The organism is Phenylobacterium hankyongense (genome assembly GCF_003254505.1).
Lineage (GTDB): Bacteria > Pseudomonadota > Alphaproteobacteria > Caulobacterales > Caulobacteraceae > Phenylobacterium > Phenylobacterium hankyongense.
Genome location: NZ_QFYP01000001.1, coordinates 229417 through 249452 on the forward strand (window position 1 = coordinate 229417; position 20036 = coordinate 249452).

A 20036-nucleotide genomic window follows, 5' to 3' on the forward strand; every position below is an offset into this window, starting at 1 on the left:
GAATCGCTGTGTTCAGTCTTCGACCGTAAAGGTCAGGCCGGCCCGTGCGGCCAGCCGGTCCACCAGCCGCCGGCCCATCGCCGCGCCGGGGGTCCAGACGCCGCCAGGGGTGTCGGGACATTCTTTGACCAGGCAGATCGCCGCCTCCGCCAGCATCTTGGAGGTGGAGCCATAGCCCGGGTCCATGTCGCCCTTCACCGAGACCCGCACCTTGCGGCCGTCGGCGCCGATGGCGATGAACAGGATGTCGTAGAAGCCGGCCTCGCGTTCGGCCTTGCTCGGCCCCTCGCCCGGCTTGGGCGCGCCCGCCGCGCCGACCGCCTCGAACGAGGCCGGGCCGTTCGGGCCGCCGATCACCATCTCGTCGTAGACGAAGTCCGTCCCATACGGATGGCCCATCAAGAGGTTCGAGCGGTGGACGTTCTTGGTGTTGATCGTCGCCATCATGAACGGCGAGACCTCGCCGCCCACGTCGGGGTCCTCCTCCGCCTTGTCGCCGCGCGGCTGGCCGGGGCCCTTGAAGCCGGGCGTGAGGGCGAAGGGGTCGACCATCAGGGCGAACAGGCCGGGATCCTTCTGCAACGCCTGCATGGTCGCCGCACCGCTGGCCGCGGTGCCGCCGGAAAGGCCGCCGCGCAGGCCGCGGACCCGGCCCTTCACCCGCGGCGCCGGCGCGCCCAGCTTCGCCTTCGCGGTCTCCTCGGCGAAGAACACGCCGAGCTCGAAGGGTATCGAGTCGAACCCGCAGGAGTGCAGGATCCGCGCGCCGCTGGCCCTGGCCTGGGCGTCGTGGGCGACGATCATCGCCGCCATCCAGTTGGGCTCGCCGGAGAGGTCGAGGTAGTCCGTCCCCGCCTCGGCGCAGGCCGCCACCAGGTCGGAGCCGTAGAGCTGATAGGGGCCGACCGTGGTGATGATCGCCTTGGCGCGGCGCACCATCTGGCGCACGGAGGCCGGATCGGCCGCGTCGGCGACCACCAGCGGCGTCTCCTGCGGCGCGCCGATCTCGTCGCGCACCTGGGCCAGCTTGTCGGCGCTGCGCCCGGCCATCGCCCAACTGACCTCGCCGCCGACGCCGTAGCGCGCAGCCAGGTGCTCGGCCACCAGCCGCCCGGTGTAGCCGCTCGCCCCATAGACGATGATGTCGAACTCGGCGTCCGGGTTCATGCCGGCCTCCCCATATTTCGCGGGACCATGCCGGGAACTCGTCCGCGCCGCAAATCCTGAAGGCTTGCGGAGCCGCAACGTGCGGTCACTATCCGCCCCGACGCAGGAGAACGCCGTGGACCTGGGCATCATCGAGGGCTTCTTCGGCCGGCCCTGGCGCTGGGCCGAGCGGGCCGAGGCGGTCCGCTTCCTCGCGCCGCACGGCTATCGATTCTTCCTCTATGCGCCCAAGGCCGACCCCTACCTGCGCCGCGACTGGCGCGAGCCCTATCCGGAGGCCAACCTGGAGGCCCTGGCCGACCTCGCCGGCGTCTGCCGCGCCGCCGGCGTCCGGTTCGGCGTGGGCCTGACGCCCTATGAGCTGCATTTCGACTTCGACGCCGAAGCCAAGGCCGCGCTCGCCGCCAAGCTCGCCGCGCTCGACGCCGTGGGGATCGAGGACCTCGCCATCCTGTTCGACGACATGCGCGGCGATCTGCCGGACCTCGCCGCCCGCCAGGCGGAGATCGTCCACTGGGTCGGCGCGCGGACCCACGCCGGCCGGCTGATCGTCTGCCCCAGCTACTATTCCGACGACCCGATCCTCGACCGGGTGTTCGGCCAGCGGCCGGAGAACTACCTCGCCGACTTCGGCGCCGCGCTCGATTCCGCCATCGAGATCATGTGGACCGGCGAGGAGGTCTGCAGCGCCGAATATTCCCCGGGCCACCTGACGCGCGTCGCCGAACAAATGGGCCGCAAGCCGTTCCTGTGGGACAACTATCCGGTCAACGATGGCCCGCGGATGTCGCGCCATCTGCACCTGCGCGCCGTCACCGGCCGGCCCGGCGCCATCGCGCCGCTCATCGCCGGCCACGCCGTGAATCCCGCCTCGCAGGCGGTGCTGAGCCGCATCCCCGCCCTGACGCTGGCCGACAGCTACGCCCAGGGCGAGGCCTACCAGTACGGCGAGGCCTTCATCCGCGCGGCCAACGCGGTGCTCGGCCCTGAGCTCGCCGCCCTGGTCCGCTCCGACCTCAGCGCCCTGCAGGACTGGGGGCTCGACGCGCCCGAAAGCCGCAAGGCCCGCCTGCTGACCCGCTACGCGGCTTTCGACCATCCGGGCGCCCGCGAGATCGTCGCCTGGCTCGAAGGCGCCTACGAGATCACCGGCGAGGAACTGCAAACGCAATAGCTGCGCTCAAATGGCCCTTGCGTCGGATCCGCCTCGGAAATACAGTAATTACGCAACAAGTAAGTTTGCAGCCTAAGGTCCTCGCCGCTCCGCAGCTGTCCGCGAACGATCCTGCCCCGGGTCCGCGGGCGGTCATGCCTCCCCCCACGCAGCGGGGCGGCGAGGCCTTCTTTTCGCCAGGAGGGGCCTATGCGCCACGTCGCACGGGAGCGGCAGGAGCCGGTCCGCTACGCCATCCGCTGGAGGAGACTGCCGCTGGTGTTGGCGCTCGCCGCCAGCGCCGCCGTCTGGCTGGATTTCCTGATCCGCGGCGGCTGAGAGGCGCCTCCGGCAGACGGCCCGGTTCGCACACGAAAACTTGAACCGGCCGGGAACCAGCTTTGCCGATCCGGGTTTGCGAACTAGTCCTCAGGGAGACGCCACACCATGCATCGTTCGCTGTTCCTCGGCGCAGCCGCCGTCGCCGCGCTTTCGCTCGCCGCCTGCAACAAGCCGGCCGCCAACAACCCCAACGCCTCCGAAGGCGCCCAGACCGGCAATCCCGGCCAGACCGCGCCGGTCAACGCCGTGCAGGACGCCACCGCCGCGGCGGTCGGCAAGACCTCCGCCGCCACCATGGGCTCACATGACACCGGCGCCTTCGTCGACAACGCCGGCCAGGGCAACATGTACGAGGTCCAGGCCGCGCAGATCGCCGAGAAGAAGGCCAAGTCCTCGGACGTGAAAGCCTTCGCCAAGATGATGGTCACCGACCACACGGCGATGCTGAACGAGATGAAGCCGCTGGTGACCGCCGCCGGCAAGACCATGCCGACCGCTCTCGACCAGCGGCGCAAGGGCATGATCGACAACCTCAACGCGGCCAGCGCCGCCGACTTCGACAAGGCCTACATCGACCAGCAGGTCGCGGCTCATGACGAGACCCTGACCCTGGTCAACGGCTACGCCCAGAACGGCGACGACGCCGGCCTCAAGGCTATGGCCGCCAAGGGCGCGCCCAAGGTCCAGGCCCACCTCGACAAGGCCAAGCAGATCCAGGCGAGCCTGAGCGGCTCGGCCAACGCCGGGGCGACCTCGGCTCCCAAGAAGTAGGCGCGTCGATCTCCCTCGAACGCGGCGGCCGCCCCCCGGGGCGGCCGCCGTCTTCATGTCCGCCTGCCGGCCGCCGGTTTGCCAAGCCGGGGCGGCGGGGCTAGTTGCGGCGGCATGCGCAGCGGGCCCACACCATGAGCTTGTACGCCGGCTCCCCGGCGCCGATGTTCATCGCCCCGACCACGAGCAATCCGACCTTTGGCTTTTCGAGCGTCGGCGGCCGTTGGGCGCTGCTGGTCTTCCTGCCGCCGCCGGGCCCCGAGCGGCAGGCGGCGCTGGGGCTGCTGGAGGCGCACCCCGAAGTGTTCGCCGACCCGGCCGCCCCGCGCCTGTTGTTCGGTGTGCTGCCCGACGCGGCCACCTTCGCCGCCGTCCGGGACAATCCGCCGGCGGTGCGCTGGATCGACGACACCCAAGGCGACCTGCGCCGCCTCTACCAGGCTGTCGGCTCCGACGGCGAACTGGCCCCCCAGTGGGTGCTGATCGACCCGACCCTGCGGGTGCTGGAGACCGCGCCGCTCGCCGAGGGCGCGCGGATCCTGGCGCGGCTGGCGGCCCTGCCCGACCCGGCAGACCACGCCGGCGCGCCGATGCATGCGCCGGTGCTCATCGTGCCGCGGGTCTTCGAGGCCGAGACGTGCCGGCGGCTGATCGATCTCCATCACCGCGAGGGCGGCGCACCGTCCGAGGTCATGCGCGAGCAGGACGGCAAGACCGTCGGCGTCTTCGACGACCTGAAGAAGCGCCGTGACGCCCCGGTCACCGACGACGCGTTGCGGAGCGCGCTCCGGGCACGCATCCAGCGGCGGTTGTTGCCGGAGATCGAGAAGGCCTACCAGTTCCACGCCACGCGGATCGAGCGCTACATCGTCGCCTGCTATGACGCGGCGGACGGCGGCTATTTCCGCCCGCACCGCGACAACACCACCGCCGGCGCCGCCCACCGCCGCTTCGCGGTCTCGATCAACCTCAACGCAGAGGATTTCGAGGGCGGCGACCTCCGGTTCCCGGAATTCGGCCCGCGCACCTATCGCCCGCCGACCGGCGGCGCCGTGGTCTTCTCCTGCTCGCTGCTGCACGAGGCCACGCCGGTGACCGTCGGGAGCCGCTACGCCTTCCTGCCCTTCCTCCACGACGAGGCGGGCGAAAAGATCCGTGAGGCCAACCTGCACCTGCTGGACGAGACGGCCGCGCCGCAGGCCTGAGCCGATGCCCCCTCAAACGTGCGGCCGGCGTTATAACGGCGCATGCCGTCCGCCCAGCCCCGCCTGTTCGACACCGCGCCGGATCTGCCGCCCGGCCTGCCGCAGGGTGTCGCCTACCGCCCCGAACTGATTTCCGTCGAGGAGGAGGCCGAATTCGCCGGCCGCATCGGCGAGCTGCCGTTGAAGCCGTTCGAGTTCCGCGGCTACCTCGCCAACCGACGGGTGATCTACTTCGGCTGGCGCTACGACTTCACCCACGGGAAGCTCCAGGCGGCCGAGCCGATGCCGCCGTGGCTGGAGCCGATCCGCGACCGCGCGGCCGCCTTCGCCGGCCTGCCGCCGCAGGCCTTCGCCCACGTGCTGATCAACGAATATGCGCCGGGCGCCGGCATCGGCTGGCATCGCGACCGGCCGCAGTTCGAGGACGTGGTCGGGATCTCGCTGCTGGCGCCGGCCAACTTCCGACTGCGCCGAAAAGTCGGCGCCGGCTGGGAGCGCGCCGCCTTCACCGCCGCGCCGCGTTCGGTCTACCTGCTGCGCGGGCCGGCGCGGACCGAATGGGAGCACTCCATCCCGCCCCTCGACGCGCTGCGCTACTCGATCACCTTCCGGAGCCTGCGAACCTGAGCCTTACCGTCGGATCGACCCGGCGGGCTGACGGGCCGGCGCGCTGACCAGCAGCACGTTCATCGAAGGGCCCTCGTCGACCATGCGCAGGGCCGGGGTGATCGGGCGTGGGGCCGGCGGCTGGGCGGCCCAGGCCGCCGCGCCGGCCGCCAGCGTCAGGCCGCTCACCAGCCCCACGCCCAGCAGGTCGTGGCGGGGCGCGACGGTTCGCTTCAGCAGGGCGATCCGCACCTCCAGCGGGTGCGCCCCCCAATGGCAGCCGAACGGCAGCGGCGTGGACGCCAGCTGGGTCTTCAACAGGGTCCTGGCGTAGAGGGCGCGAGCGCCGGGACGACCCCTCAGCACCGCCGCGTCGCAGGCCAGTTCCTGGTCCATGCGGACCAAGCGCGTCGCCAGGTGCGCCAGCGGATTGAACCAGGCGAGGCACTGGAGGACCGCGACCAGGGCCGCCGCCCGCGGGTCGCGCCGCTCGATGTGGGTCCGCTCGTGGGCGCGCACCAGGGCGCGTTCTTCAGCGGTGTAGCGGTCGTCGCCAGCAGGCATGACCACGCGCGGGCAGAGCACGCCGACGACCGCCGGACCCGCTCGTCCGGCCCTGGCGGCGCGGGCGAACGCCGCCTGGGCGCGCACCAGCAAGCCCGCCGCGACCGCCACTCCCGTCAGCCACACGAACAGCACCGGCGTCGCATGGCTTCCCAGCGCCAGGTTGAAGACGTGGGCCAGGTCGAAGACGCGGGTCGGTATCGCTCCGTCCACCACCCGCGCCGGCAACAGGCTCGCCGCCATCGCCAGCGGCGGCGCGGCCCACAGGCGATAGGCGACCTCCGGTCCGAACCAGCGACGCGCCGGCAGCCGTGCGGCGACCACCGCCAGCACCGCCGCCCCACCGGCGAGGTTGATCCGCAGCAACAGGCTCAGCAGCTCATTCGTCATCCGACTCGAGCTCCGCGATCAGCTTCTTCAGGCGCGCCACCTCCTCGGCCGACAGCGCCCGGTGCTCGGCGTAGTGCTGCACCAGCGGCGCCAGCTGGCCGCCGAACAGCCGGTCCAGCAGGCCCTGGCTCTCGCCGCTCACATAGTCAGGGCGCGAGACCAGCGGGCGATAGCGGGTGCGGCCCGCCTCCCGCTCGGAGGCGATGGCCTTCTTCTTCAGGAGGCGATTGATCAGCGTCTTGACGGTCGCCTCGCCCCAGCTCTGGGCGGCGCCGACGTCGCGCACCAGATCCTCGGCGCCGAGCGGCCCCTGGGCCCACAGCGCCTCCATGATCTGGCTTTCGGCGGCGGAGATCCGGATCATCGTTTACACTCGTAGTCGACCCCGAGCGTACATCTGTAATCTTCCCCGTCAACCCATCGATCGGCCGGCTACAGCCTGAAGTTCGAGGCCATCACGCAGCGGGGCACGCCGTGCGGAATGGAGATCGTCGCCGGATTGCCGAGGCCCGGCGCGAAGAAGAACTCGCCCTTGGGGGTCTTCACCCGCAACGCGGCCGGACTGGTGAACTGGCAGACCGGGTAGCTGCGCAGGCCGCGGCCGCCGTGGTCGGCCACCGCGCTGCAACTCACATGCCCGAACTGCCGCCCGAAGACCGCATCGTCATAGGCGAAACTCTGCGGCGCCTGCAGCTTGCGGCGGACGAACTCGGCGGCGGTCACCGTCGGGCAAGGCGGGCCGGTGATGGTCCACGCCCGCGCCGTCGCCTGCCCCAGCTCAGCGCGCTTGCTGAGGCTGTAATGCTCCGCGGCGCCCGCGATCGCCGCGGTCAGGCCGAGCGCGATCCCGATCGCCGGGAGCGGCAGCACGGGCTTTACCCGGGTCCGGGCGCCATAGTCGGTCATCGCAAGCCCTCCGGCCGAATGCACGGAAGGCTATAAATTACACTTGTAACCCGATGGCAAGCCCGCCGTCAGGCGGCGGCCTTCTCCGGTTCGCGGCGACGGACCGGCTTGCCGGCCCGGTTCGAGAACTCCATCACCCCGTCCTCGACCGAGGCGTAGCGCAGGCTCATCAGGTCCAGCGCGTAGTTCTGGTGCAGCTTCCACGGGGCCTTCGAGCCCTGCTTGGGGAACCGGTCCATGGCCCGCCGGACGTAGCCGGAGGAGAAATCCAGCCACGGCGCGGTCTCGATGTTCGGGTCGTCGTTGCGCGGCGTGCACTGCCGCTGGCCGGTCTTCTTCATGTGGTTGAGCAGGCGGCAGACGTACTCGCACGTCAGGTCGCATTTCAGCGTCCACGAGGCGTTGGTGTAGCCGAACGACGAGGCGAGGTTTGGCACGCCCTCGTACATCATGCCCTTGTAGCTGAGCGTCTTGCCGGGATCGACCTTGCGGCCGTCGACGGTCAGCTCCAGCCCGTTCATCACCTGCAGGTTCAGGCCGGTGGCGGTGACGATGATGTCGGCGGCCAGCTCCTTGCCCGACTTCAGCCTGATGCCGGTCTCGGTGAAGGTCTCGATGTGGTCGGTGGCGACCGAGGCGCGGCCGGCCTTCAGCGCCTCGAACAGGTCGGCGTCGGGCACCAGGCAAAGCCGCTGGTCCCAGGGATTGTAGCTCGGCGTGAAGTGGGTCTCCACGTCGTAGTCGGGGCCCAACTGTTGGCGGACCATGCCGATGATCCCGGCCTTCACCTGCTCGGGCTTCCGCCGCGCCAGCCGGTAGAAGTACATGCCGAACAGCACGTTGCGCCAACGGATGATGGAATAGGCCAGCTTCGCCGGCAGCCGCGCCCGCAGCTTGTTGGCCAGCTGGTCCTCAGCAGGCCGGGAAACCACGTAGGTCGGCGAGCGCTGCAGCATCGTCACGTGCCCGGCCGTCTTGGCCATCTCCGGCACCAGCGTCACCGCCGTCGCGCCCGAGCCGATCACCACCACCTGCTTGCCGGCGTAGGCGAGATCCTCCGGCCACTTCTGCGGGTGGATGACGGCGCCCTTGAACCGCTCCGCACCCGGGAAGTCCGGGGTGTAGCCCTGCTCGTAGTTGTAGTAGCCGCCGCAGAGGAACAGGAAGTTGCAGCTGATGCGGACGGTCTGGCCGTCGGCCCGCCGGGCCTCCACCGTCCAGGCCGCGTCCTCGGTGGACCACGAGGCGCTCTTCACCTGGTGGCCGTAGCGGATGTGCTTGTCGATACCGTGGTCGCGGGCGGTGTCGCGTACGTAGCGCAGGATCGAGGGCCCGTCGGCGATCGCCTTGGCCTCCCGCCACGGCTTGAAGGAGTAGCCGAGGGTGTACATGTCGCTGTCCGAGCGGATGCCGGGATAGCGGAACAGGTCCCAGGTGCCGCCGATCGCTTCGCGGCCTTCGAGGATCACGTAGCTGCGGTCCGGCGCCTCGGCCTGCAGGTGATAGCCGGCGCCGACGCCGGACAGGCCGGCCCCCACGATCAGCACGTCGAAGTGTTCGTCAGCCATGGCGTGCACGCCGATCCTTGTTTCCGCCCGTGGCGGCCTCGGGGCCGCGTCTCGCGGGAACGATAAGTGAATGCTGTTCACTTGAGAAGGGCGAAGACGCGCCGCAGGCGTCCAGATCGCCTTACAGGCGTCGGAATTCGGTATGCGCGCCCAAAACGGGCCTACAGGCGGCGCGTCAGTTCGCCGCGCCTTACCCATGGTTGCAATTGGCCGCCGCGCAGCCGAGGCTTCGAGGTAAGATGAACGTCGCACCCCTGCCCGCCTGATGACGGAGCCTTCGCCTTCCCCCGACGCACGGATCGCGGGCCGCTACTGCGTGGCCTACGTGCTGGGACAGGTGAGGGTCGGGCGAGCGGGCCGCCCGTTCCTGGACGGCCTGATCCTGCTGGCGATCGTCCAGGCCAACATCGCGCACATCGACCGCGATCCCGAGCTGTCCCGCGTGTACGGGCCCTATGATCAGCCGCCGCCCGACGAGCTGCGTCGCCCGGTGAGCGTCAGCGCCATCGCCCACTCCCTGCGCCTGCCCTACGAGACCGTGCGTCGTCGGATCGCCCTGCTGGCCCGGCAGGACGCCTGCGCCATCACCGCCCGCGGCGTCTATGTCCCCACCGCCGCTCTGACCACGCCCGAGCACCGGATGGTGGCCGAGGCGACCTACCGCAACGTGAGGGACCTGTATCTCCGCCTGCGGGACCTCGGTGTGCTGCGCGACGCCCCATCGTCGATCTCGGCCGCCGCAGCCGCCCTGCTCGACGGCCCCGTGCCGGTACGGGCGGTGGTGCGGATCTCCGCCGACTATTTCCTGCGGGTGATCGAACTGCTGACCCTGCACATCGGCGACCTGACCAGCGGCCTGATCCTGCTCGACATCGTGCACGCCAACACGGAGCACCTCTCGGAGGAGGACCGGGCCCCGGGCGGCGTCGGCCCCTACATTCCCGACGAGCGGCGCCTGCCGACGCCGGTGGCAACCGTCGCCGCGCGGCTGGGCCTGCCGGAGGAGACCGCGCGCCGCCACGTTACCCAGCTCATCAAGGGCGGCCACTGCGTCCGGGTGTCCGGCGGCCTTGTGCTCTTGGCCGAAAACCTGGCCCGCCCGCCCTGGCCGCAGCTGATTCAGGACAACCTCGGCCACGTGAACCGGATGTTCGCCGCCCTGGCGCCGCACGGCCTGCTGAGCCTGTGGGAGAGCGAGCCGCGGCGGTTGTCAGGGGCCGCCTGAGGCGGACAACTCGCCAACCGTTGCTATCCCGCGACGAACCGCCGCGGCGCCGAGGCAATCCCCAGAATGAGTAGCGCGCGTCTTTCCGGACGCGGAGCTTCGCCGTATTTCAAGAACAGTGTTTCGGATAACGGGAGTCGCTGAATAGCGGGGCCCGAGCCGGGAACGCAGCGCGAGTTCGGAGCCATGGTCATGAAAGAATTTTTCCAGAACCAGGTCCACGACGCGGCGGAGATCGACGGGGAGGACGTGATGACCCACCAAGGCCCGCACCCCATCGATCGGCACGTCGGCCTGCGCATCCGGATGCGGCGCAAGGAGCTCGGCGTCAGCCAGGAGAAGCTCGCCGAAGCCCTGGGCCTGACCTTCCAGCAGGTGCAGAAATATGAGCGCGCGGCCAACCGGGTCAGCGCCTCCAAGCTCTGGGAGGTCGCCCGCTCCCTGCAGACCAGCGTCTCCTACTTCTACGAGGGCCTGGCCGACAACGCCGAGTTCGGGGCCGGCGCGCCGCACGACGCCACCGCCCAGGATTTCCTGATCACCAGCGAAGGCCTGGAGCTCGCGACGAGCTTCCCGAAGATCGCCCGGGCCCGGGTGCGCCGGAAGGTGCTGGAGCTGGTCCGCACGCTGGCCGACGCGGAGGCCGATGAGGGCCGCGCCACCGGGGCGGCGCCCCACTTCGCAGTGATGGCGCCGGTCCGCTAAGGCCTAGGCGGCTGGCCGGAACCGCTTCGCCCAGTCGCCGAACGCCGCCAGATAGCGGCCCAGGAACTCCCGGGTCGGCGCGTCGGTCAGCCGGCCCTCGGCGTCGAACTTCTCATGGGCGCGGAACACCAGCAGCTCCGGCTGCGGCATGCAGTAGGAATTGGTGAACTCGAACGCCTGGCGCAGCTGGCTCTGGCCGCGGGCGCTGCCGGTGATCCCCGGCGAGGCGCCGATGATCCCGACCGGCTTGCGGTCCAGGGCGGCCGCACGCGGCGGTCGCGAGGCCCAGTCCACCGCGTTCTTCATCACGCCCGGGACGCCGTGGTTGTACTCCGGCGTCACCATCAGCACGGCGTCGGCGGCGCGGATGGCGGCCTTGAACGCCGCCACGCCCTCCGGATCGCCCTGCGCCTCCACGTCGGCGTTGTAGAGCGGCACCGGCAGCAGGTCGAAGACCTCGATCGTCATCCCCTCCGGCGCCGCCTCCTGTGCGGCGCGCAGCAGGGCGCGATTGTAGGAGCCGGCCCGCAGGCTGCCGGCGAAGCCGAGGATCTTCACGGGATCGGTCATGGGTTGGCTCTACCCGAAGTCAGTGCGCCGCCGCCAGCAACGCGCACCTTCAGGATAGCGCCGGGCGCGCACGCCGCAATGTTGCGTTCCCGCGCAACCCAACCCCTGCTAGGCTGCGCCGGCCCCGGGACAGGAGGGCGAGCGTGCGCGTCAGCCTCAAGGTGAACGGCCAGCTCCGGGACGTCGACGTCCCGCCTGACATGCCCCTGCTGTGGGTGCTGCGCGACGTCCTGGGCCTCACCGGAACCAAGTTCGGCTGCGGCATCGCCCAGTGCGGCGCCTGCACCGTCCACGTGGACGGCCGCCCGGTCCGCTCCTGCGTGCTGCCGGTCGCCTCCGTGGGCGCGGGCCAGGTCACCACCATCGAGGCCATCGGCCAGACCGCCGCCGGCGCGCGCGCCCAGGCCGCCTGGCTCGAACTTGAAGTCGTCCAGTGCGGCTACTGCCAGTCCGGCCAGATCATGTCGGCCGCCGCGCTGCTGGCCAGCAACCGCGCCCCTACCGACGCCGACATCGACGTGGCGATGAGCGGCAACATCTGTCGCTGCGGCACCTATCCGCGCATCCGCAACGCCATCAAGCGGGCGGCGGGCGCATGACCCTCCAGGCGCCGGACCTCGCCCCGACCACCGGCGTGGAGGTCATCACCGACCGCCGCCGCCTGCTGCTGGGCGGCGGGCTCGTGCTCGGGTTCGCCTTCGCCGCCGTCAAGGCGCACGCCCGGACCGACGCCAAGGTCAACGCCGCCGGCGCCCAGGCTGTCAGCAACGAGCGGGCGGTGGTCTCCGGCCAGGGCTTCACCGGTTTCGCGCCGGACGCTTTCATCCGCATCGCGCCGGACAGCACCGTCACCCTGATCATCCCCAACGTGGAGATGGGCCAGGGCATCTACACCGGCGAGGCGATGCTGATCGCCGAGGAGCTGGAGGTCGGCCTCGACCAGGTCCGTATCGAGCCGGCCCCGCCCAACGAAGCGCTCTACAAGCAGCCCCTGCTGCAGTTCCAGGGCACCGGCGGCTCCACCTCGATCCGCGGCGCCTGGATCCCGCTGCGGAAGGCCGGCGCGGCGGCCCGCATCATGCTGGTCGAGGCGGCCGCCAACGCCTGGGGCGTCAGTCCGGCGGAATGCCGCGCCGACCGCGCCATGGTCTTCCACACGCCCAGCGGCCGCTCGGTCCCCTACGGCCAGGTGGTCGCCGCGGCCGGACGCCTGCCGAAGCCGCAGGACGTGCCGCTGAAGCAGCCGGGGCAGTTCAAGCTGATCGGCCGCGGGGTGCAGCGGGTGGACACCCCGGCCAAGGTCAACGGGACCGCCCAGTTCGGCATCGACATCATGGTCCCGGGCATGAAGTTCGCCACCAGCGCCTCCTGCCCGGTGCTCGGCGGCACGCTCGCCAGCGTCGACGACAGCGCCGCCCTGGCCATCCCCGGCGTGCTGCAGGTGGTCCGCCTGCCCAACGCCGTGGCGGTGGTCGGCGAGCACTTCTGGGCCGCCAAGCAGGGGCTCGACGCGCTGAAGGTCACCTGGGCCCCCGGCGCCAACGCCAACCTCACCACCGCGGCGCTATGGGCCAGCCTCGACCATGCCGCCGACACCGGCCGCGGCGCCGTCGCCTATCAGGCCGGCGACGTCGCCCGCGCCGCCCAGCGCGCCGACAAGCGGGTGGAGGCGGTCTACCGCCAGCCCTTCCTCTGCCACGCGCCCATGGAGCCGATGGCGGCGGTGGTGCACGTGCGCGGCGCGGAGTGCGAGATCTGGTGCGGCACCCAGGTGCCCGCGGCCGCCCAGGGCGACGCCGCCAAGATCCTCGGCCTGCCGCAGGAGGCGGTGACCGTCCACAACCAGCTGATCGGCGGCGGCTTCGGCCGCAAGCTGGAGACCGACTACGTCCAGCAGGCGGTCCAGGTCGCCCGCGCCTGCCCCTATCCCGTCAAGCTCGTCTGGACCCGCGAGCAGGACATGCAGCACGACAACTACAGGCCGATGTACCTCGACCGCATGTCCGCCGGCCTCGACGCCAAGGGCCTGCCGGTCGCCTGGCGCCACCGGGTCACCGGCGCCTCGGTCACCGCCCGCTACGCCCCGGCCGGCATGCGCCCCAACGGCGTCGACCCCGATGCGGTGGAGGAGGCCGAGAACCCGGTCTACGGCCAGTTCCCCAACATGCTGGTGGACTTCGTCCAGTGGGTCCCGCCGCCCGGGCTGGTGGTCTCCTGGTGGCGCGGCGTCGGCCCGACCCACAGCGTCTTCGTGGTCGAGAGCTTCGTCGACGAGCTGGCCGCCGCCGCCGGCCGCGATCCCTACCAGTACCGCCGCGACCTGCTGGCCAAGGTCCCCCGCGCCCAGGCCGTCCTCGACCGCGCGGCCAAGGCCTCCGGCTGGGGCGACCACCTGCCCTCGGGCCAGGGCCGCGGGATCATCGTCCAGAAGTCGTTCGGCAGCTACCTGGCGGTGGTGGTCGAGGTCGCCGTCTCCGACGACGGCGACGTCAACCTCCGGAAGATCACCGCGGCGCTCGACTGCGGCCTCACGGTCAATCCCAACATGGTCAGGCAGCAGATCGAGGGCGGGGTGATCTTCGGCCTCACCGCGGCCCTGTACCAGGAGATCACGCTGGCCGGCGGCCGGGTCCAGCAGAGCAACTTCAACGACTACCGCATGCTGCGGATCAACGAGACCCCGCCGGTCGAGGTGATCCACATGCTCACCGCCAACCCGCCCGGCGGCATCGGCGAGACCGGCACGACCGCCGCCGCGCCGGCGCTGTGCAACGCCATCTTCGCGGCCACCGGCGTGCGCATCCGCCGGCTGCCGGTCGACCGCGCCCTCTTGCGCCGCAGCGCCCGCCACCGCCGCTGGAAGGGCACGTCGCTGCTGCCCGTGGGCGTCGCCGCGGCCGGCGCCGCCGCGGAGGCGGCCGTCATCGCCGACGACGGGCCAATCGACGACGGGCCGCCGGAGGACCGGGCATGACCCGCGCTCGCCGGGCCTGGAGCGCGCTCGCCGCCCTCGTGGTGCTGGGGCTGGCGGTGGCCGGCGCAATCCTGACCTGGCCCGCGCCCGCCGTCCCGGCGGTGCAGGTTCCCCCCGCCACCCCGGCGCTGATCGCCCAAGGCGCCTATGTCGCCACCGCCGCCGACTGCGTCGCCTGCCACACGAAGGCCGGCGGGACCCCCTACGCCGGCGGCCGCGCCTTCAGGCTGCCGTTCGGCACCATCTACTCGCCGAACATCACCCCCGACCGCGACACCGGCCTCGGCCTGTGGACCGACGCGGAGTTCCTGCGCGCCGTCCACAAGGGCGTCGACCGCGATGGCGAGCAGCTCTATCCGGCCTTCCCCTACACCTCCTACGCCAGGATGAGCGACGCCGACGCCCTGGCCCTGAAGGCCTATCTGTTCAGCCTGCGGCCGGTGCGTTCGCTGGCGCCGGAGAACGACCTGGCCTTCCCGTTCAACCAGCGCCCGCTGATGCGCTTCTGGAAGATCCTGTTCATGCCGCGGCGCGGCTTCGAGCCGCGCGCCGACCGTCCGCCGGAGTGGAACCGCGGCGCCTACCTGGTCACCGCGCTCGGCCACTGCGGCGAGTGCCACACGCCGCGCAACCTGGCCTACGGGCTGAAGTCGGGCGAAGCGCTGTCCGGCGAGACCATCCAGGGCTGGACCGCCTGGAACATCACCCCCGATCCGCAGCACGGCATCGGCGCCTGGACCGAGGCCGATATCGCCGCCTACCTCCGCTACGGCTACGCGACCGGCCGCGGGGCGGCCAACGGCCCGATGAAGGAAGCCATCGACGCCAGCCTGAGCAAGCTCAGCCCCGCTGACCTGCACGCCATGGCCGTCTACCTGAAGACCGTGCCCGCCAAGACCCGCGGCCCGGCGCTGGAGCTCAACCCGGTGTCGCTGTCGGCGTCCACCTACCTCGGCCCGCCGGTGGGCGAGCCGGGCGCCAAGGGACAGGGGCGGCGGATCTTCGAGGGCGCCTGCGCCAGCTGCCACGCCTGGAACGGCCAGGGCCAGCAGACCGAGATCGCCGCCCTGCGCGGCCTCGCCTCGGTGAACGATCCGAAGGCCGTCAACGTCGTTCAGACCGTGCTGCGCGGCTCGTCCGTCACCGCGCCCCAGGGCCATGCCTTCATGCCCGCGTTCGCCGCCGCCTATTCCGACGCCGAGATCGCCGCGGTCTCGAACTACGTGGTCCAGCACTTCGGCGGCCGCGCCGGCGAGGTCACCCCCGGCGACGTGGCCAAGGCCCGCCGGCAGTAGACCGGCGCGAATCTTCTTCGTCCGCTGTCGGCGGCGGGCATACTCGCCCGTCCTAGCCATGCATGAGGTACGACCGGATGCTCTACACCCTGCTCTGCTACAACTCGGAGGACGTGGTCTTCTCGTGGAGCCAGGAAGAGGACGACGCCGTCATGGGTCGCCTCTCCGTGATTCACGAGCGCCTGCACAAGGAAGGCAAGCTCGGGCCGTCGCTGCGCCTGCTGCCCACCACCGCCGCCACGACGCTGCGCAAGGACGAGCCGCCGCTGGTCGTGGACGGCCCGTTCGCGGAAACCAAGGAGCAGTTGCTGGGCTTCTACGTCATCGAGGTCGCCGACCTCGAGGAGGCGCTCGGCATCGCCCGCGAGCTGGCCGCGGCCAATCCCGGCGGCGCCTACGAGATCCGGCCGGTCCGCCTGTTCCTGCCCGGCGAGAAGGTCGGATGAGCGACCTCGCCTGGATCGACGGCGCGCTCACCTCCGCCCGACCCCAGGCGATCGGCGCCCTGCTGCGCTACTTCCGCGACCTCGACACCGCCGAGGAGGCCTTCCAGGACGCCTGCCTGCGCGCCCTGAAGAGCTGGCCGCAGAACGGGCCGCCGCGCGACCCCGCCGCCTGGCTGATCCTGGTCGGCCGCAACGCCGGCCTCGACGGCGTGCGCCGGCGCAGCAAGCAGGCGGACCTGCCGCCCGAAGACCTCATCTCCGACCTCGACGACGTGGAGGCGCCGCTGGCCGAGCGGCTGGACGGCTCCCATTACCGCGACGACATCCTGCGGCTGCTGTTCATCTGCTGTCACCCGGAGCTGCCGGCGACCCAGCAGATCGCGCTGGCGCTGCGCATCGTCTCGGGCCTGTCGGTGAAGCAGATCGCCCGCGCCTTCCTGGTCGGCGAAGCGGCCATGGAGCAGCGCATCACCCGCGCCAAGGCCCGCGTCGCCAAGGCCGAGACGCCGTTCGAGACTCCAGGTCCCGCCGACCGGTCGGAGCGTCTCGCGGCCGTCGCGGCCATGGTCTACCTGATCTTCAACGAGGGTTATTCGGCCGGCGACGGCTCGGCCCGCGCCCAGCTCTGCGACGAGGCGATCCGGCTGGCCCGCCTGCTGCTTCGCCTGTTCCAGACCGAGCCGGAGATCATGGGGCTGACGGCCCTGCTGCTGCTGCAGCACGCCCGCACCCCGGCCCGCTTCGACGCGGACGGCGCCATCGTCCTGCTGGAGGACCAGGACCGCGAGCTGTGGAACCGGCGGATGATCGCCGAGGGGCTGGCGCTGATCGACAAGGCCATGCGCCACGCCCGCCCCGGCGCCTACCAGGTGCAGGCCGCCATCGCCGCCCTGCACGCCCGCGCCGAAACGCCCGCCGACACCGACTGGGTGCAGATCGACCGGCTCTACGCGACCCTCGAGCGCCTGCAACCCTCGCCCGTCGTCACCCTCAACCGCTCGGTGGCGGTCAGCAAGGTGGCCGGCGCCGCCGCCGCCCTGGCGATGATCGAACCCCTGGCCGGGCGGCTGTCCGGCTACTTCCACTTCTTCGGCGCCAAGGGCGCCTACCTGCTGCAGCTCGGCCGCAACGAGGAGGCCCGCGTCGCCTTCGACGAGGCCATCGCGCTGGCCCACACCCCCGCCGAGGCCGACTACATCCGCACCCGTCTCGACCGCCTGATCCAGGACAGCGCCGCGGCCGCGGCCGGCTAGCGCGAAAAATCGCTCCGGCCATGTCGGCGCCGCCGCTCGCGGTTCGTCCTGCGGGTGGAGCCGCCCTGACGCCTAGGGCCACCTCAACGCTAGGGAGACTGAAATGACCGATACGCTCGAGGCCCAAGCCCCGGCCCTTCCGAAGACCAAGGGCACGGTCGTGCCCTACCTGACCGTCGACGGCGCCAGCAAGGCGGCCGCCTTCTACATCAAGGCCTTCGGCGCCGAGGAGGCGTTCCGCTACCCGGAGGACGAGAACGGCCGGACCATGCACATCCACCTCTACATCAACGGCGGTTCGGTGATGCTCAGCGACGGCTATCCCGACCAGGGCCATCCGGCGCTTCCGCCCCAGGGCTTCCAGGTGCAGCTGATCCTGGAGAGCGGCATCGAGGCCCTGTTCCAGCGCGCCCTCGACGCCGGCGCCGAGGTGGTCACCCCGGTGCAGAAGATGTTCTGGGGCGACACCTGGGGCCAGGTGCGCGACCCGTTCGGCGTGACCTGGGGCATGAACCAGAGGGCCCAGGCCTGAGCGGCGCCGCCGGTCGGGAGACGCCTCTCCGGGCCGGCGGCCGCCACGTTCAAAGAATAAGGGGGGGACTTCCATGACGACCGACACCGTGACCACCGGCATCGCGCCCGTGCGCACCTCGAAAGCCATGCTCTGGGCCGGCTATGGGCTCAGCGGCCTGTTCATCGCCTTCATGATCTTCGACAGCGTGATCAAGCTGATCCGGCTGCCGGTCGTGGGCGAGAGCCTCGTCGCCCTCGGCTACCCGCCGTCCATCGGGTTCGGGATCGGCGTGGTGGAGGCGGTGGCGCTCGTCCTCTACGTCATCCCGCGCACCTCGATCCTCGGGGCGGTGCTGATGACCGGGGTGATGGGCGGCGCCATGGCCAGCCACCTGCGGGTGGGCAACCCCTGGCCCAGCCACATCCTGTTCGGCGTCTATCTCGGCCTCTTCGCCTGGGGCGGCCTGTGGCTCCGCAACCCCGCCCTGCGCGCCCTATTCCCGCTGCGCGCCCGCTAGGCTCAGCAGGACGGGCGGACCGCTCCGCCCGCCGCCAGGATCTCCGCCAGCCGGTCGTAGCTTTCGGCCGCCCCCGCATCGAGGCCGGATCCCAGCATGCCGTCCCGGTAGTGGTTGTCCGGGAACCTCATGGTGCGGGTCAGGACGGTGCGGCCCCATTCCTGCGTCAGGTCGTAGACGACCTCGATCGGCGCATGGGCGTCGAAGCCCTGGGTCATCACCAGGCGGACGGGCGGCTCGACCTTGCGGAACTCGCCAAAGAACCGGTGGACGGCGCCGTCGGGCGAGGTCTGCCGGACGCTCCAGGCGCCGGCGGGCCGGACGTCCATCTCCTCGACGACCATACCGCCGCCGCACCACCACCGGGCGAAGGCGTCCGGTTCGGTCAGCGCGCCCCAGACCCGTTCGGGCGGGGCGTCGAAGGCGCGCCTCAGCACGATGAGGCGGTCGGCGACCTCCAGGTCCATCTTGCCGCCGCCGCCGACCAGGTCGCCCAGCCGCTCCAGGCTCTGGCCCCAACCGGCCTTCATGCCGCCCAGCGCGCCGAGCACCAGCTCGCCCTCCGCCCGCTCGACCCGGGTGTGCAGGATCAGTCGGGTGGCGCCGTTCCGCTCCTCGAAGGTCAGGGTGTTGCGGTTGATGATGCCCCAGCCGCCGTCCGGCGCCTCGAAGGCCTTGGAGAGGAAGACCAGGCGCCTGGGCCGGTCGATCTCGACGAACTCCCCGCCCATGGTGTGGCTGTAGCCGGGACCGGCCATGTGCAGCGAAATCTCGCCGCCCGGCCGGGCCTCCAGCGTGTTGATGACGTTCTCGCAGCCCAGCGGGCCCCACCATCTGGCCAGGTGGTCCGGATCGGTGAAGCAGTCGAACACCAGCGCCACGGGGGCGTTGAAGGTGCGGGTCAGGGTCATTTCGTAGCCCGCACCCAGGGGCGTCGCTTGGTCGGCCATCTCAGACCTCCTTCTTCTGCAGTTCCGCCAGATAGTCGTCGAGCCGGTCGAAGCTCTGCTCCCAGAGCCGCCGATAGTCGTCGAGCCAGGCGGTGACCGCCTTCAGCGCCGCCGGCTCCAGCCGGGCCGGCCGCCACTGCGCCTCGCGGCTGCGGCTGATGAGCCCGGCCTTCTCCAGCACCTTCAGGTGCTTGCTCACGGCCGGCCCGGACATGGCGAACGGCCTGGCCAGATCCGTCACCGAGGCCTCGCCCCGCGACAGCCGCGCCAGGATCGCCCGGCGCGTCGGATCGGCCAGGGCGGCGAAGGTGGCGGAGAGCGGGTCGGCGGGCTGCGGCGTCATCAGATAACCGATTGGTTAGATAACCATCTGGTTACATAGCACGCACCGCGGTGTCAAGCCGCCCGCGCGCCATCGGCCACCACAACGCCGGGATCAGCGGCGGGTCGGGTCGTCCTGCGGGTTGACGTAGGTCATCGCGAACGGGCCTTCCGCCGAGACCTGCACCACCGCGCCGCCCTGCGTGAAGGCGAAGTGGTTCATCTTCGCCCCCGCCACCGCGAACCCGCCCGGGGCCAGCTTGGCGCTCTTCGCCGGGTCGAGCTTGTCGCCCATGCCGAGCGACAGGTCCCCGGAGACCACAGTCACGTATTCGTCGGTCGGATGCTGATGCGCCGGGATCTTGTAGCCGACGGGCATCTTGAGCCGGATCACGAAGACCCCGGCCTTCCCCGGATCCCCCGACAGCACCGCCATCTGCGCGCCCGCCGGGAACACCGCAGGCGCCGGGCCCCACTTCAGGTCGTTAGGGTTCATCTGCGCCGCCGCGGCGGTCGACAGGCCCAAAAAGCCACTCACGAGAACAACGGTCTTGAACATGACGTCTCTCCTGTGAAGGTCAGAAACTAGCAGCG

General features: G+C 71.1%; 23 protein-coding genes. 14 read left to right on the forward strand and 9 right to left on the reverse strand.

Going from position 1 to position 20036, the window contains the following annotated elements; all coding sequences use genetic code 11:
- Nucleotides 1–12 precede the first annotated feature (12 nt).
- Nucleotides 13–1167 (reverse strand): saccharopine dehydrogenase family protein, encoded by a 1155-nt coding sequence (locus tag DJ021_RS01020; RefSeq protein WP_111455753.1) that lies wholly within the window; start codon nucleotides 1165–1167, stop codon nucleotides 13–15.
- Between the two features lie 79 nt (nucleotides 1168–1246).
- On the opposite strand from DJ021_RS01020, the gene DJ021_RS01025 reads away from it, so the two are divergent.
- From DJ021_RS01025 to DJ021_RS01040, 5 genes are all read left to right on the forward strand, one after another.
- Nucleotides 1247–2341, forward strand: coding sequence for a beta-N-acetylglucosaminidase domain-containing protein (locus tag DJ021_RS01025; RefSeq protein WP_243625874.1), 1095 nt, complete (start codon nucleotides 1247–1249; stop codon nucleotides 2339–2341).
- A gap of 189 nt (nucleotides 2342–2530) precedes the next feature.
- Nucleotides 2531–2659, forward strand: a complete 129-nt coding sequence (locus DJ021_RS19250) for a hypothetical protein (RefSeq protein ID WP_279386479.1) — start codon at nucleotides 2531–2533, stop codon at nucleotides 2657–2659.
- Between the two features lie 108 nt (nucleotides 2660–2767).
- Nucleotides 2768–3433, forward strand: a complete 666-nt coding sequence (locus tag DJ021_RS01030; RefSeq protein ID WP_111455755.1) for a DUF4142 domain-containing protein — start codon at nucleotides 2768–2770, stop codon at nucleotides 3431–3433.
- 134 nt (nucleotides 3434–3567) lie between these two features.
- Nucleotides 3568–4638, forward strand: a complete 1071-nt coding sequence (locus tag DJ021_RS01035) for a 2OG-Fe(II) oxygenase family protein (RefSeq protein ID WP_111455757.1) — start codon at nucleotides 3568–3570, stop codon at nucleotides 4636–4638.
- Nucleotides 4639–4680: 42 nt separating this feature from the next.
- A complete protein-coding gene (locus DJ021_RS01040; RefSeq protein ID WP_111455758.1) occupies nucleotides 4681–5265 on the forward strand; it encodes an alpha-ketoglutarate-dependent dioxygenase AlkB in 585 nt (194 codons plus the stop codon).
- A gap of 3 nt (nucleotides 5266–5268) precedes the next feature.
- Here the strand turns inward: DJ021_RS01040 and DJ021_RS01045 are convergent, their stop codons facing one another.
- The 4 genes from DJ021_RS01045 to DJ021_RS01060 all read right to left on the reverse strand — a co-directional run bounded on the left by DJ021_RS01045 (nucleotide 5269) and on the right by DJ021_RS01060 (nucleotide 8672).
- Nucleotides 5269–6198: a M56 family metallopeptidase gene (locus DJ021_RS01045; protein WP_111455759.1), complete on the reverse strand. Its 930-nt coding sequence runs from the start codon at nucleotides 6196–6198 to the stop codon at nucleotides 5269–5271.
- Complete coding sequence (locus DJ021_RS01050; RefSeq protein ID WP_111458927.1) at nucleotides 6188–6559, reverse strand: BlaI/MecI/CopY family transcriptional regulator; 372 nt, start codon at nucleotides 6557–6559, stop codon at nucleotides 6188–6190. Before DJ021_RS01050 ends, DJ021_RS01045 begins: the two co-directional genes overlap by 11 nt.
- Nucleotides 6560–6630: 71 nt before the next feature.
- Nucleotides 6631–7104 (reverse strand): hypothetical protein, encoded by a 474-nt coding sequence (locus DJ021_RS01055; protein ID WP_111455760.1) that lies wholly within the window; start codon nucleotides 7102–7104, stop codon nucleotides 6631–6633.
- A 68-nt stretch (nucleotides 7105–7172) separates the two neighbouring features.
- Nucleotides 7173–8672, reverse strand: coding sequence for a flavin-containing monooxygenase (locus tag DJ021_RS01060; protein ID WP_111455761.1), 1500 nt, complete (start codon nucleotides 8670–8672; stop codon nucleotides 7173–7175).
- A 265-nt stretch (nucleotides 8673–8937) separates the two neighbouring features.
- Between DJ021_RS01060 and DJ021_RS01065 the strand changes: the two genes are divergently transcribed.
- Together DJ021_RS01065 and DJ021_RS01070 are read left to right on the forward strand one after the other, a co-directional pair.
- Nucleotides 8938–9897: a hypothetical protein gene (locus tag DJ021_RS01065; protein ID WP_111455762.1), complete on the forward strand. Its 960-nt coding sequence runs from the start codon at nucleotides 8938–8940 to the stop codon at nucleotides 9895–9897.
- A gap of 252 nt (nucleotides 9898–10149) precedes the next feature.
- A complete protein-coding gene (locus tag DJ021_RS01070; protein ID WP_111458928.1) occupies nucleotides 10150–10602 on the forward strand; it encodes a helix-turn-helix domain-containing protein in 453 nt (150 codons plus the stop codon).
- 3 nt (nucleotides 10603–10605) lie between these two features.
- On the opposite strand, the gene DJ021_RS01075 is transcribed toward DJ021_RS01070, so the two are convergent.
- On the reverse strand, nucleotides 10606–11172 hold the full coding sequence (locus tag DJ021_RS01075; protein ID WP_111455763.1) for an NADPH-dependent FMN reductase: 567 nt from the start codon (nucleotides 11170–11172) through the stop codon (nucleotides 10606–10608).
- 143 nt (nucleotides 11173–11315) lie between these two features.
- Here DJ021_RS01075 and DJ021_RS01080 point away from each other — a divergent pair, with 143 nt between their 5' ends.
- From DJ021_RS01080 to DJ021_RS01110, 7 genes are all read left to right on the forward strand, one after another.
- Nucleotides 11316–11771, forward strand: coding sequence for a (2Fe-2S)-binding protein (locus tag DJ021_RS01080; RefSeq protein WP_111455765.1), 456 nt, complete (start codon nucleotides 11316–11318; stop codon nucleotides 11769–11771).
- Entirely contained in the window at nucleotides 11768–14146 is a 2379-nt protein-coding gene (locus DJ021_RS01085; protein WP_111455766.1) for a xanthine dehydrogenase family protein molybdopterin-binding subunit, read from the forward strand. The genes DJ021_RS01080 and DJ021_RS01085 overlap by 4 nt, the downstream gene beginning before the upstream one ends.
- Nucleotides 14143–15441, forward strand: coding sequence for a c-type cytochrome (locus tag DJ021_RS01090; RefSeq protein WP_111455768.1), 1299 nt, complete (start codon nucleotides 14143–14145; stop codon nucleotides 15439–15441). Before DJ021_RS01085 ends, DJ021_RS01090 begins: the two co-directional genes overlap by 4 nt.
- Before the next feature lie 77 nt (nucleotides 15442–15518).
- Nucleotides 15519–15887, forward strand: a complete 369-nt coding sequence (locus DJ021_RS01095) for a YciI family protein (RefSeq protein ID WP_111455769.1) — start codon at nucleotides 15519–15521, stop codon at nucleotides 15885–15887.
- Nucleotides 15884–17140 (forward strand): RNA polymerase sigma factor, encoded by a 1257-nt coding sequence (locus DJ021_RS01100; RefSeq protein ID WP_111455770.1) that lies wholly within the window; start codon nucleotides 15884–15886, stop codon nucleotides 17138–17140. Before DJ021_RS01095 ends, DJ021_RS01100 begins: the two co-directional genes overlap by 4 nt.
- Nucleotides 17141–17243: 103 nt before the next feature.
- On the forward strand, nucleotides 17244–17672 hold the full coding sequence (locus tag DJ021_RS01105; protein WP_111455771.1) for a VOC family protein: 429 nt from the start codon (nucleotides 17244–17246) through the stop codon (nucleotides 17670–17672).
- A gap of 73 nt (nucleotides 17673–17745) precedes the next feature.
- A complete protein-coding gene (locus DJ021_RS01110; RefSeq protein WP_111455773.1) occupies nucleotides 17746–18171 on the forward strand; it encodes a DoxX family protein in 426 nt (141 codons plus the stop codon).
- A 2-nt stretch (nucleotides 18172–18173) separates the two neighbouring features.
- On the opposite strand, the gene DJ021_RS01115 is transcribed toward DJ021_RS01110, so the two are convergent.
- The 3 genes from DJ021_RS01115 to DJ021_RS01125 form a co-directional block, all read right to left on the reverse strand.
- Nucleotides 18174–19121, reverse strand: coding sequence for an SRPBCC family protein (locus DJ021_RS01115; protein ID WP_111455774.1), 948 nt, complete (start codon nucleotides 19119–19121; stop codon nucleotides 18174–18176).
- Nucleotide 19122: 1 nt separating this feature from the next.
- Entirely contained in the window at nucleotides 19123–19464 is a 342-nt protein-coding gene (locus DJ021_RS01120; protein WP_111455775.1) for an ArsR/SmtB family transcription factor, read from the reverse strand.
- A 93-nt stretch (nucleotides 19465–19557) separates the two neighbouring features.
- The gene (locus DJ021_RS01125; protein WP_133254912.1) at nucleotides 19558–20001 is read right to left on the reverse strand and encodes a cupin domain-containing protein; all 444 of its coding nucleotides are present in this window, start codon (nucleotides 19999–20001) and stop codon (nucleotides 19558–19560) included.
- Between the last annotated feature and the right edge of the window lie 35 nt (nucleotides 20002–20036).